The organism is Aquabacterium soli, from assembly GCF_003933735.1.
In the GTDB taxonomy this organism is placed as follows: domain Bacteria; phylum Pseudomonadota; class Gammaproteobacteria; order Burkholderiales; family Burkholderiaceae_C; genus Aquabacterium; species Aquabacterium soli.
The window spans coordinates 323,084-335,224 of the sequence record NZ_RSED01000004.1; the positions used below are offsets into that span (position 1 = coordinate 323,084).

The 12,141-nt window shown below is 65.8% G+C and carries 11 protein-coding genes; 5 read left to right on the forward strand and 6 right to left on the reverse strand.

Translation table 11 applies throughout. From position 1 onward, the window contains the following. Nucleotide 1: 1 nt before the first annotated feature. The 4 genes from EIP75_RS07085 to EIP75_RS07100 all read right to left on the reverse strand — a co-directional run bounded on the left by EIP75_RS07085 (nucleotide 2) and on the right by EIP75_RS07100 (nucleotide 3,122). Nucleotides 2-469, reverse strand: a complete 468-nt coding sequence (locus EIP75_RS07085; protein WP_125242521.1) for a hypothetical protein — start codon at nucleotides 467-469, stop codon at nucleotides 2-4. A gap of 171 nt (nucleotides 470-640) precedes the next feature. Further along, nucleotides 641-2,152 (reverse strand): hypothetical protein, encoded by a 1,512-nt coding sequence (locus EIP75_RS07090; protein ID WP_125242522.1) that lies wholly within the window; start codon nucleotides 2,150-2,152, stop codon nucleotides 641-643. Between the two features lie 127 nt (nucleotides 2,153-2,279). Next, nucleotides 2,280-2,621 carry an SMR family transporter gene (locus tag EIP75_RS07095; RefSeq protein WP_125242523.1) on the reverse strand — a complete coding sequence of 114 codons (342 nt, stop codon included), beginning with the start codon at nucleotides 2,619-2,621 and terminating at the stop codon, nucleotides 2,280-2,282. Between the two features lie 48 nt (nucleotides 2,622-2,669). Then, nucleotides 2,670-3,122 carry a DUF1810 domain-containing protein gene (locus EIP75_RS07100; protein ID WP_125242587.1) on the reverse strand — a complete coding sequence of 151 codons (453 nt, stop codon included), beginning with the start codon at nucleotides 3,120-3,122 and terminating at the stop codon, nucleotides 2,670-2,672. Between the two features lie 232 nt (nucleotides 3,123-3,354). Here EIP75_RS07100 and EIP75_RS07105 point away from each other — a divergent pair, with 232 nt between their 5' ends. The 5 genes from EIP75_RS07105 to EIP75_RS07125 all read left to right on the forward strand — a co-directional run bounded on the left by EIP75_RS07105 (nucleotide 3,355) and on the right by EIP75_RS07125 (nucleotide 9,226). Next, nucleotides 3,355-4,095 (forward strand): endonuclease/exonuclease/phosphatase family protein, encoded by a 741-nt coding sequence (locus tag EIP75_RS07105; RefSeq protein ID WP_125242524.1) that lies wholly within the window; start codon nucleotides 3,355-3,357, stop codon nucleotides 4,093-4,095. Then, the gene (clsB, locus tag EIP75_RS07110) at nucleotides 4,092-5,456 is read left to right on the forward strand and encodes a cardiolipin synthase ClsB (RefSeq protein WP_233584721.1); all 1,365 of its coding nucleotides are present in this window, start codon (nucleotides 4,092-4,094) and stop codon (nucleotides 5,454-5,456) included. The genes EIP75_RS07105 and clsB overlap by 4 nt, the downstream gene beginning before the upstream one ends. Then, complete coding sequence (locus EIP75_RS07115; protein ID WP_233584722.1) at nucleotides 5,453-6,514, forward strand: lysylphosphatidylglycerol synthase transmembrane domain-containing protein; 1,062 nt, start codon at nucleotides 5,453-5,455, stop codon at nucleotides 6,512-6,514. Before clsB ends, EIP75_RS07115 begins: the two co-directional genes overlap by 4 nt. A 106-nt stretch (nucleotides 6,515-6,620) precedes the next feature. Beyond that, the gene (locus EIP75_RS07120) at nucleotides 6,621-7,934 is read left to right on the forward strand and encodes a GGDEF domain-containing protein (RefSeq protein ID WP_125242525.1); all 1,314 of its coding nucleotides are present in this window, start codon (nucleotides 6,621-6,623) and stop codon (nucleotides 7,932-7,934) included. Beyond that, a complete protein-coding gene (locus tag EIP75_RS07125) occupies nucleotides 7,931-9,226 on the forward strand; it encodes a GGDEF domain-containing protein (RefSeq protein ID WP_158622763.1) in 1,296 nt (431 codons plus the stop codon). The genes EIP75_RS07120 and EIP75_RS07125 overlap by 4 nt, the downstream gene beginning before the upstream one ends. Before the next feature lie 10 nt (nucleotides 9,227-9,236). Here the strand turns inward: EIP75_RS07125 and EIP75_RS07130 are convergent, their stop codons facing one another. Both EIP75_RS07130 and EIP75_RS07135 read right to left on the reverse strand, forming a co-directional pair. Beyond that, nucleotides 9,237-10,313, reverse strand: a complete 1,077-nt coding sequence (locus EIP75_RS07130) for a purine-nucleoside phosphorylase (protein ID WP_125242527.1) — start codon at nucleotides 10,311-10,313, stop codon at nucleotides 9,237-9,239. Between the two features lie 184 nt (nucleotides 10,314-10,497). Next, nucleotides 10,498-12,117, reverse strand: coding sequence for a carboxylesterase/lipase family protein (locus EIP75_RS07135; RefSeq protein WP_158622764.1), 1,620 nt, complete (start codon nucleotides 12,115-12,117; stop codon nucleotides 10,498-10,500). Nucleotides 12,118-12,141 lie beyond the last annotated feature (24 nt).

Below are 12,141 nucleotides of genomic sequence, written 5' to 3' on the forward strand. Positions count from 1 at the left end.
TTCAGAAACCGTTGTCCTCCAGCACATCGTCTACGCGGAATTCCTTCTGTGCCTCGGACAGGGCCAACCACGCCCTGTGACTGACAGGCGCGATTTCACGGTCTATGAACGCAGGTGGGCTCAAGGCTTTCCAGGAATGCAGAGATGCATGGCCGCACAGCGGACAGTTGGGCAGTTTTCCGATGCGGAAAAAACTGCCGGTGCTGTCAGGGTCGCAGGCGGTCTCCCCATAGGTGCGCTGCAAGGCATGCGCGCGAAACCAGTCATCCTTGCCGATCATGCGGCGGCTCCGGTTGAGCAAGGCATCGACCTCCTCGTAGGTGGGATCCGTGGCGGTATCCAGGAAGGCCTCGTCCAGCGAATCGGTGCTGCGCAGCACAAACTGACCGTGGATGCCTTCGGGCATGACGCCGACGTGGGAATCTCGCCCACATTGCGCGCAGGTGACGTGCAGAAGTTGCAGCTTCATGGGACTCCCCGGGGGCGCGGACGACAATGAACCGTCCCCTGGATGCCGAGGACTGGCAGCGCACCCGGCCCGACCAGCAGATCAGGGTGCACAGCTGCAGTTGTAACGCGAACCGGCCTGGATTGCCAACTCTCAGCCGTGAGCCCCCGCCTCACCACCGAGGCCGTGACTTCACTGGTAAGAAGCGGCCACCACCCGGCGGCCATAGCCAGGCACCAGGTTCGAGGTCAGCTCCCAGAAGGCGGCCCAGCCGCCATCGCCCAGCGGCATCAGCCGCTGCATGGAGGCCAGTTCGATGCCCAGGCTGTCCCTTGCGAGATTGGCGTCGTTCTGCAGGCTTGCCGCCGTCCACTGGCCCCTCACACGCGTTGCAAACCGCACCGTGTAACGACCGTTGGCGGCGCTGGCGAAGTTCAGCACCCCGGGCTCACCCCGCGAGTTGAAAGCCACGCTCAGCCGTGCCGAGGCGCCGCCATCTGCCGCATCGAAGCGTTCGGGCGTGCTCCACGCCTGCGTGACGGCGTCGAGCACCACCGCATGGGGCGTGGCCTCCTGGGCGGTGAAGGCCTGGCGGTAGGCCACCACGGCCGCGCCATCGGTGTGAATCCTGGCCTGCACGGACAAGAAGCGTCCCCCCGTGGCCAGCGTCGCCACCGCACTAGGCGCCGACCAGCCCCCGTCTGCACGGCGTGACGCTGCATACAACGTTCGGTTGGCCAGACCTCCACTCCAGACTGCCATGGCGCGCCCGCCCGGCTCCACGGCCAGATCGGCGACCTGACCGCCCACCACCTGCGCGGTGTCGGTGTTGATGCACTCGGTCGATGCCCAGGCAGAAGCCTGCAGGCGTCGCACCCCCACGCAGGGGCTGGCCGTGCCGATGTTCTGCAGGGCCAGCGTCGTGAGCACCCCGGTACTTTCGGCCGCGGCCCATCGCGCCGGCCCGGCCGTGCCATGCACCGCTTCGTCGAGCCGGATGGGGGCGCCCAGGCCGACAAGCGCATCGACCGTGCGCACGTACTGAGCACCACCATGCCGATAGAACAGCCAGCCTCGCCCATCGGGCCCGGCCACCACCTGCTGCACATCCATCGACATGCCGCTGACCTGTCCATCGTCGACGGCGTTGACGCCATTGAAATGCATCGCGCGTACCACGGCCACCGAGCCAGTGGTTTCAGACCAGTAGATCCGGGCTAGGCCACTGGCATCCACCACGGCGTGAACCAAGGGATCGGCATTCGAGGACAGGGGCCAGTACGTTGAAGACACACCGCCCGGCCCCTTGAATTGGGCCCATATCTGTTTTTCGTCACGGCCGACAAACACGGTCCAGTCGCCTGAACGCGCCATCAAGCCGTTGTCTCCGAAGACTAGGCCGTGCACCTCGGTTGCACGCGGTGTCGCGCCCGCCTGCCAGACACCGCTGTTGTAACGCGCCTGGTACACGTCCACGTCCCCGTTGTCCGTCTGGAACGCGAGCCAGTCCACCTCGGGCACATCTCCCACCAGCGCATAGCCACCACCGGGCACCACGGCGATCGCGCGGTCGGCCAGTTCCGTTCCCTGCCATCGCTTGTAGACAAGGTTGATGGTGGTGTGGTCACCGCCCCCGCCACAGCCCCCCACGGCCAACACCCCACCCAGGCACAGCGCCTTCAACCACCTGCGGACCCGCGCCATGCTCACCTCTCTGCGATATGCCGTGACAACCCAGGCCTTGGCCCGTCCGGAAATTGTAGAGAGCAGGCAATTTGCCTGAGGGACCGTGCACGGGGGTGCCCCCGTGATCGGGGGGCGGGTTTGATGCTCAGTGACTCACGGATCTCGAGAAGACATTGATCACGACCACCCCCGCAATGATCAAGCCCATGCCTGCCAGTGCCGGAACGTCCAGGCGTTGACCGAACCACAACCAGCTGACCAGCGAAATCAGCACGATGCCCACGCCCGACCAGATTGCATAGGCGATGCCGGTGGGCATGGTGCGCAGGGTGAGCGACAGAAACGCAAAGGACACCACATAGAACACGACCGTGAATACACTGGGCCACAGGCGGGTGAAGGTGTCCGATTGCTTGAGAAGGCTGGTGGCGATCACCTCGCAGAGGATCGCAAGTGCCAAGGACAGATAGGCAGGAATGGACGGCATGCCGACAGTCTAGCCACCCGAACGGCGTCGGGTGGGCGATGCAGGATCTCAGCCCGCCCCGCGTTGCTTCGTCAGCAACTGCAGTGTCATGTCATCACGCACATCGCTGTAGAAGCGCCGCAGCACCTCGGCAAACACCGTGGGCGCGGGACTGCCTGCGTCGGCCAGCTCGAACAAGGTCATGCTCGAACGCAACTTGAGGTCATCGGGCGATCCCAGAATGTCGTGCGCCGATTGGTCATCGTGCAGCAGGAGCAAGCTGGTGGCCGCGTCGCGCAGGCGGGCACCAAGCACCGGGTGCTGGAGATAGGCGCGGGCCTCCGACAGATCGGCAATGCCATAGCGGCGCGCCATGTCGCTTCGGCCCAGCCCGCGCAACTGCGGGAACACGAACCACATCCAGTGGCCGCGTTTGTGGCCCGCTCGCAGTTCGGCCAGGGCCGCGTCGATCACAGGGGCCTGGGCATCGATGAAACGCTGCAATCCCTGGTTGCCGACCATGTCATCGGCGCCTGGCAATCGATCAGCCGTGGCAAAGGTGTCGGTCATGTTGGCGCTCCCAGAAAAAGCGAATGGTCGAAGATTGCACCGGCAAAGCGCATGCCTGTCCGATTTCAAGGCATTTCTCGTGCTCAGCACCCACCTGGCAAGGCAAGTGCCGACAGCGCGTGGGGGCCACCTGACACGCCCTTTCCGCCTCGCCCATACGGCACACCGATTGCCGATCTGAGGTATGAACCTCAAAATTCTGACCATCAACCTGCACAAGGGTTTCGGCGTGTTCAACCGCCGGTTCGTCCTGCCGGAGTTGCGCGAGGCTGTGCGCAGCGTGTCCGCCGACGTCGTCTTCCTGCAGGAGGTGCTGGGTGAGCATGAACTCCATGCGGCGCGCATTCCAAACTGGCCACAGACACCCCACTACGAGTTCCTGGCCGACACGCTGTGGAACGATTTCGCCTACGGCCGCAACGCGGTCTATCCCCAAGGCCACCACGGCAATGCCCTGCTGTCGAAATTCATCATCTCGCAGCATCACAACCATGATGTCTCCACCGCTGGCCCCGAAGAAAAGCGCGGCCTGCTGCACTGCGTGCTGAGTCTGCCGGGTGGGCGGGCACTGCACGCCATCTGCGTGCACCTGGGCCTGCGTGCGGCGCAGCGGCGCCAGCAGGTGGACGGCCTGTGCCGCCTCGTCAATGGCTTGCCGCCGCAGGATCCGGTCGTGGTGGCCGGAGATTTCAACGACTGGGAACAACGCGCACACCGCCAGCTCAGCGGGTGTGCCGGCCTGCGCGAGGTCTTCGTTCAAGCCCATGGCCGCGCCGCACGCACCTTTCCCGCACGCTGGCCCCTGCTGCGGCTGGACCGCATCTACGTGCGGGGCGCGCGCGTCCACCATCCCGTGGTGCTGCCGCGCACGCCCTGGGCCCATCTTTCTGACCACGCCCCCTTGGCCGCGGAGGTATCGCTGTGAACACTACACCACCAACCAAAGACGCTTCTGCGCCACGAAAAACCCCCGCGGTACGCGGCAACCACCTGGCACGCCGTCTGGACGAGGGCTGGACCAGCGGCAACCAGTTGCGCCTGCTGGAGAACGGTGAAGAATTCTTCCCCGCTGTGTTCGCCGCCATCGAAAGCGCCAGGCATGAGGTGTTGATCGAGACCTTCATCCTCTTTGAGGACAAGGTAGGGCTGGCCTTGCACGACGTGCTGCTGCGCGCCGCGCAGCGCGGTGTCCGCGTCGATGTGACCGTGGATGGTTTCGGTTCACCGACCTTGTCGGCTCAGTTCGTGAACACGCTGACCGAAGCCGGCGCCCGCCTGCACGTCTTCGACCCCCCGCCCAAGCTGTCACGCCGCCTCAAGCTGTTCCGCCGTCTGCACCGCAAGATCGTGGTGGTCGATGGCGAGGTCGGTTTCATCGGCGGCATCAATTACTCGGCCGATCACCTCGCGGACTTCGGTGCCGAGGCCAAGCAGGATTATTCGGTGGAAGCCCGCGGCCCCATTGTCGAACAGTTGCGCCTGGAGGCCCAACGCACCATCGCCCAGGCCGCCAAGGAGCAGTGGCCTGACAAGCCGCTGCAGGCTCTGGCCCCCAGGCCTTGCGACAGCGCAGGCCACGCACAGGCCCGGCTGGTGACGCGAGACAATCAGAAGCACCGCGACGACATCGAACGCCACTACCGCATGGCACTGCAGAGCGCCCAGCGCGAGGTGATCATCGCCAACGCGTATTTCTTCCCGGGCTATCGCCTGCTCAAAAGCCTCCAGCGTGCTGCCCAACGCGGTGTGCGCGTGCACCTGATCCTGCAAGGACAGCCTGACGTGGCCGCAGCCACCTGGGCAGCCCGCATGGTCTATGGCCGCCTGATCGACGCGGGCGTGCAGATCCACGAGTACTGCGACCGGCCCATGCACGGCAAGGTGGCACTGGTAGACGACGAATGGTCGACCATCGGCTCCAGCAACCTGGATCCGCTGAGTCTGTCGCTGAACCTCGAAGCCAACCTGGTGATCCGTGACCAGCACTTCAATGCCCAGTTGCGCGACAAGCTGATGCCGCTGCTGCACAACAGCTGTGTGCACGTGAGCAAAGAGCACACGGTGGCGCAGCGCTGGTGGTGGCGTCTGGGCGTGGGCGCCCTGGTCTTTCACATCGTGCGGCACTTTCCACGCTGGATGGCTCAGCTACCCGCTCACCGCCCATCGGTGGTGCCCGCAGCAGAAACAGCAGTGATCACCAGCGCGCCTGCGGATGCGGACGCGCGCGCCTGGTCATGGCGGCGCTTGGCGCCCACTCGCCTGGCCTCGCGTGGAGCAGCGCAATGATGGCCCGCCCTCTGCCCAGTGCCGCGGCCGCTCCACACGCGGTGCCAGCACACCGACCCGACCCGGTGCCTGCAGATGGTCTGGACGACGATGGAGCGTCCGAGGATCAACAGGACAGCACTCCCGCCAAACGGTGGACCCGATGGCTGGGCATCGTCTTCGCCCTCGCGGTGGTGGGGCTGCTGGCATGGGCCGCACGCCGCGTGGACTGGCAAGCCGTGCTGGTGGCCTTGCGCTCCATGCCCCTGGACGTCGTGGCCGCCGCAGCAGGCTTCTCAGCCCTGAGCTACCTGCTGTATGCCAGCTACGACCTGATCGGCCGTGCCTGGATCGGTCACAAGCTCGCCTGGTGGCGCGTGTTGAGCGTCACCGCCGTGAGCTACGCCTTCAACCTCAACCTGGGCATGTTGGTCGGCGGCCTGGGCATCCGCTACCGGCTGTACGCGCGCCTGGGTCTGCGGGGTGGACAGATCGGCCGCGTGCTGACCATGAGCATCTTCACCAACTGGCTGGGCTATGGCGTGCTGGCGGGCGGGGTGTTCCTGTTCCGCCTGCTGCCTGTGCCGGCCGACTGGCATGTGAGCGGTCTGGCCCTTCAAGGCCTCGGTGCCGCCTTGTGGCTGCTGGTGGCGGGGTATCTGGCACTGTGCGGTTGGTCCACACGCCGCAGCTTCACGGTCCGGGGCCACAAGGTGCACCTGCCCAGCCTGGGCATGGCCGGCGTGCAACTGGCGCTGTCGTGCGCCAACTGGCTGGCCATCTCGGTCGTGCTCTACCTGCTGTTCCGTGGGGCCGTGCCCTATGGCGTGGTGCTGGGCACCTCGCTGGTGGCGGCGGTGGCCGGGGTGGTGGCCCGCTTGCCCGCCGGCTTGGGGGTGGTGGAGGCGGTCTTCGTCACGGTGCTGGCCTCACGCCTGCCGGAGGCGACGGTGCTGGCCGCCGTTCTGGTGTACCGGGCTCTGTATTACCTCCTGCCCTTGCTGCTGGCCACGGGCGGCTACCTGCTGATCGAGGCCAAGGCACCACGCACACCAGCACAAGCGCGGCCGGCCGGTTGAGACATTCCTCACGCAAAGTCGCCTGAAGCGAATTTTTAAGCCGACTGACCACCTCTGAACGCCTCCCAACCCTACATCGCACACGGAGACAACCGATACTGAGTCGGTGGAATCTCCAACGTCCAAGCCCTTTGCTGCGCCCCTCACCACGCCGTCCGCGCCGATGTCGGACGGCGATTCCGTGTTCTGGGGGACGGGCGAGGCAGAGGATCCTTTCAAAGCCTCGCTGGACAAGACACTGGCGCAGGGCCACGCCTGGCTGAGCTTCCCGCCTGCCCTGGAAGCGGCCTACCAGCGCGACAAGGCGCCCGAACGACGTCGCACCCTGGAGCGAGGCGGCCTCTGGCTGCTGGTGCTGTTCAACCTCATGCTGGTGACGGACTGGATGATCGTGCCGGACCAGTTCGCCCTGGCCGTGGGGCTGCGCGTGTTCTTCTTCTCCACCATCAACGGGGTCGGCCTGCTGCTGACCGATCGGTTCACCCCCCGCAGCAGAGAATGGACCGTGGTTGGCATGAGCGTGCTGGCCGCCATCATCACTGCCGTGCTCTGCCTGCAGAGCCATGACCGGCTGGCCGCCCCCTACCTCGTCGCGCTGGTCATGGTGGTGCTGTTCAATGGCAGCGTGATCCGCACGCCCTTCTGGAAAGCCCTGCTGATCGACGCCATGGTGCTGGGCATTTTTGTGGTCAGCCTCATGCTGATGCCACAACCCGACTGGCACATCATGTCGGCGCTGATGCTGGTGCTGGTGTCAACAGCCGTGTTCACGCTCTACAGCAGCTACTGGCTAGAGCATGAAGACCGCACCAACTGGTTGATGCAAGGCCAGGAGCACCACCTGCTGGAGGCGCTGGGCAAGGCCAATCGCCGGCTTGAGCGCATGTCGCGCTTCGACGCGCTGACCGATCTGGCCAACCGCCGCCACTTCGACGAGTTCCTGGCACAGCTGTGGCAGCGTGCACGACGAGGCGGCCAGGCGATCGCGCTCCTGATGATGGATGTGGACCACTTCAAGGCCTACAACGACCACTATGGCCACCCCCGGGGAGACACCTGCCTGCAGCAGATCGCCGCCTTGCTGAAAAGGCAACTGAGGCGCCCAGGGGATCTGGTGGCCCGTTTCGGTGGTGAGGAGTTCGTCGCGGTGCTGCACGACACGGCCCTGCCTCAGGCCGTGGCCGCCGCAGAGCGCGTCCGCGCGGGCGTTCAACAACTGGGCTTGCCCCATGCAGCCTCATCCACGGCGGCACAGGTCACCATCAGCATCGGGGTGGCATCCTTCCAGCCACAGACATGCGATGAGGGGCCTCCCGCACTGATTGCTGCGTCGGATGCGGCCCTCTACCAGGCCAAATCGCAAGGGCGCAACCAGGTGGTGCCCTCGACGGCATGCCCTGCCGTGGCGGAGGCACCATGACCACCGCGCGCCTGGACCTGCCCATGCCCGAGGCTCCCCAAAGCATTCCGTCACTGCCCGACCATGCCGATCCCCAGGAGCACCCCCAGGCCACCCTGGCCGGGCAGTTGCTGACCAGGGGCTTTCGCTGGATGAGGTTCACCCGGGGGCTGGAGAGCGAGTTCCAACAGCATGGCGCGCAGAAGCGTCTGCGCCACCTGCTGATCAGCGGGATGCTCTCCTTGCTCGTCTTCAATGGCTTCTTGCTGGCCGACTGGCTGGTGGCCCCCGACGTGTTGCAGCAAGCCGTGCAGGTGCGCCTGGGATTGTTCACCCCCATGGCCTTGCTGGTCCTGGGGTTCGGCGCGCTGTGGTCTGAATTGGTGCTGCGCCGGTTCCCGCAGGCCGTGATCGAGAGCATCGTGCTGGTCAGCAGCGTGAGTGCCGCGGCCAGCGTGGCCTACATCCTGTCCATCACCCAGAGTGTGGGCAGCGCCTACTACCACGTGGGCTTTCTGGTGGTGCTGGCCTACGGCAATGTGGTGCAACGCCTGCGCTTTTGGTATGCAGTGACCGCCTCCATCGCCATCATGGCCATGCACCTGTGGTGTGCCGTGATGATCCCCACGCCAGAACCCAGGCTGATGCCCGCCATCGCGGCCCTTTTGCTGTTCGCGGCCTTCTTCACCCTGATGGCCAACTACGCGCTGGAGCGTGATGAACGCCGACGCTTCCTGCTGTCGCTGCGGCGCCGGCACCTGCTCCAGCAACTCGACAATGCCCACGAACAACTGCAGCGCATCTCTCGTGTGGACGGCCTGACAGGGGTCTTCAACCGGCACCATGTTCAGGAGTATTTGGAACAGGCGTGGCGCCGCTCGGCCCACCAGGGTGACGAATTCGCCGTGATCCTGCTCGATGTGGACCACTTCAAGAAATACAACGATTTTTATGGGCACCAGGCCGGAGACACCTGCCTGCAACAGGTGGCCCAGGCACTCAAGGACAGCCTTCGCCGCCCTGTCGACGTGGTCGCGCGCTTCGGGGGCGAGGAGTTCATCGCGGTGCTGCCGCAGGCAGACGCAGTCCAGGCCAGCCAGGCGGCCGAACGTGTGCGGCTGGCGATCGAGAACCTGCGCCTGCCCCATGGCGCGTCGGAGACATCGCCAGTGGTCACCGTGAGCGTGGGGGTGGCCAGTTGCATCGCCACACCCGCACGCGACAGCCGCACCGTGATCGAAGCGGCCGACCAGGCCCTCTACCGCGCCAAGCACGGTGGCCGCAACCGGATGGTGCTGCAGCGCCTGATCTAGCTTGCATCACTCAGCGTGGCACGCCGTTGCGCCAAGCCGCCCAGTTCTTCGAAATGGCCTGCACCAGCGGGTTGCCAGCCAGGAACAGGTTGTTGAGCGTGATCACGAAACCGCCCTGGTCGGCGTAGTTGACCAGGTTGTCGGCACTGCTCTGCCCGGGATAGGGCCGGTCGAAATCCGAACCACCGCGCAGCACAGCCACGCGCTTGAGGTCCAGCAGCTTAAGGGCTGCGCCGCGCTTGAGGGCCTCGTACGTGGCGTTGTCTTCCTGCTGGGTGGTGCAGTACACGCCCTTGCCATCCGTCACGATCTTCGTCCACTCGGTGGCGCGCTCACCCAGGGCCGTGCCGGAGAACCAGGTGTCGCCGGCCAGCGTGTCGCACTGAAGCACGGTGGGCGGCTGGTTGGCAGGCGCGGCCGGGAACTTGGCACGCGCGGCCTGGGCCTGCGCGCCATCGCTCAGCGTCACGCCCCTGGACAGGGCATACGCCTTCTGCAGCAGGGCCTCATCGAGCTGGAAGACCTCGGTCTTGTAGTCCAGCGGCGGTTTGTCCTTGGGATGCCTGGTGTTGATGCCCAGGTAGCCGCCGGGCCACTCGGCCGGGATCTCGCGCGCATCGATCTCCCACTGGATCCCGAAGTCGACCAGGTAGCGCGCCCAGGCCACAGAGCCCACGGTGCCGTACTCGGGGTTGATGCCAGCGATGCCCGCGATCAGGAAGTAGGTGCGCGACAGATCGAAGCTGCGCGAGAGCACCAGCGCCATGGTGGACGCGGCGGCGTTGGTGTGGCCCATGCCGGTGGTCATCACGCAGACCTCGGCGCGGTTGCAGCGCACCACGGGGTAGTCGGGTGAAAGGCCAGGCACCTTGTGCTCGCGCCACGGGCCGAGCTTGTCGAGCCAGACCTGGCCTTCCGGCGCGAACATCGAGATGATCAGGACCTTGGGCGCAGGCGTGGGCGGGCCGAAGAATCGCTCGTCCTTGAAGAAGCCTCCCGCACTGGCCAGTGTCGGGGCGATGGTGGCAACGATGAGTACGAGGGTGAGCACCCGCAGACGGGCGGCGGTCTTGTTCCAGAGGGACATGGTGGCTCCTGGGGCATGGCTGAGGGACAACGCCGGACATGTGCCGGCAGACCCACACCAATACTGCCCAGGGCCGCCGGTGTGCGCCGAAGCGCCATCCGGATCAGGCCATCTTCAAAGCAGGTTTCACGCCCGAGAACCCGATCAGACCACGCAAGCATGGCCCGATCGGATCAGCCGCTGATCAGAAAAGCCCTTCCAGCGACCATGCCAGGCAACGGTGCTCGGCCTGGAAGACACCGAAGCTCTTCGTGCTGATGCCCGTCGCTTCGAGGCGCTGGTAAGGCGAACTCAGCACATTGAAGGCCGGCCAGGGGCTGGCTGGCAGCGGGGCCGGGCCCACCGTGTTGTTCGGGTTGCCGGTCGCGATGAACGCCTTCCAGTAGCGCAGCATCTGGTCGCCCAGGGCCTGCTGCTGTGCGTTCAGGGGATCCTGCGGGATGCCCGCCACGGTGGACTGGAACACGTACTGCAGATCGCCACCATGGAAGGCCAGCCAGTCGATGAACGGATCAGGCGCGAACTGCGGTGCCGTGCGGTCGGCGAACTCGAAGGCGTAGGTGGGTGTCACCTTCGACAGCGAGTGCGCCATGCGGTTGGCCACGCAGCTGAACACCTTGTCGGTGATCAGCGATGAGGCCGCCACGTCCACGCTGCCGTAGTTGGCGGCGCTGTACAGGCTGGTGTAGACCGGCGCCGCGCTGCCCAGCAGGTAGCCGGCCACGCTGTCGTAGTCGGCCTGTGTCAGCTCGCGGCCATACCCCAGATGGAACAAGGGCAGGATGAAACCACGGCCTTCATCACGGTTGGCACCCACCATCACCGGCACGCGGTTGACTCGGCCAAGGGCCATGGCCTTGAGCGGTGCCATCGGCAGAGTCACGCCGTCGTCGGTGGCCGACCAGATGTCGAACTTGGTGACCGAGTCTTCGTACAGGGGCGACACGGCCAGGATGTCCTCCACTGATTTGGCGCGCAGGCAGGCCATCTGCCCCCCGCCCGCGGCGCAGCCCAGGCGGTCGGCCAGCGCATCGCCATAAGTGCGCGCGGTGGCCAGCGGCTTGGACGCGATGCCGCACGAGGCGCTCTGCATGATCACCCGGTGGAAAAGGCCGCGCGCCTTGGGCGAGGCCAGTGCCAGGCAACCCGAGGTGCCGCCGGACGACTGCCCGGCCAGCGTCACCCGCGAGGCATCACCGCCGAACGCCGCAATGTTCTGCTTGACCCAGCGCAGCGCCAGCCACTGGTCCTGCAAGCCGAAGTTGACGCCTGGGCCCTCCCCGGCCATGCCGGAAGTGGTCAGAAAGCCGAAAGCACCCAGCCGGTAGTTGATGGTGACGACCACGGCGTCGGTCTTGAGCGCCATGATGCTGGCGTCGTACTGGGCGCCCGTGCCCACCTGGAAGGCACCTCCGTGCACCCAGACGATCACCGGGCGCGGCCCTTGGGCCGATGCGGGCGGCGCATAGACATTCAGGCTGAGACAGTCCTCGTTGACCGACGCCTCGGCGAACAAGCCTGGGTACTGCGGGCAGGCCGAGCCGAACTGCGTGGCGTTGCGCGTGCCGGTCCAGGCAGGTGCGGGCTGGGGTGCTTTCCAGCGCAGGGCGCCCGTGGGCGCCTGGCCGTAGGGAATGCCGAGGAACTGCCTCACCCCCGATGCTTGCTGGCCAGCCAGCCAGCCTTGCGCCACCTGCACGGTGGTTTGTGCGTGGACCGAGGCAGACGCCCCAAGCCACAAGGCGGAAACCGAGGCAAGTGCCCTCAACAGGGGCTTGAAGAAACGAGAACTGAATCTGCTCACGATGACTCCTTGCGATGTGGTTAT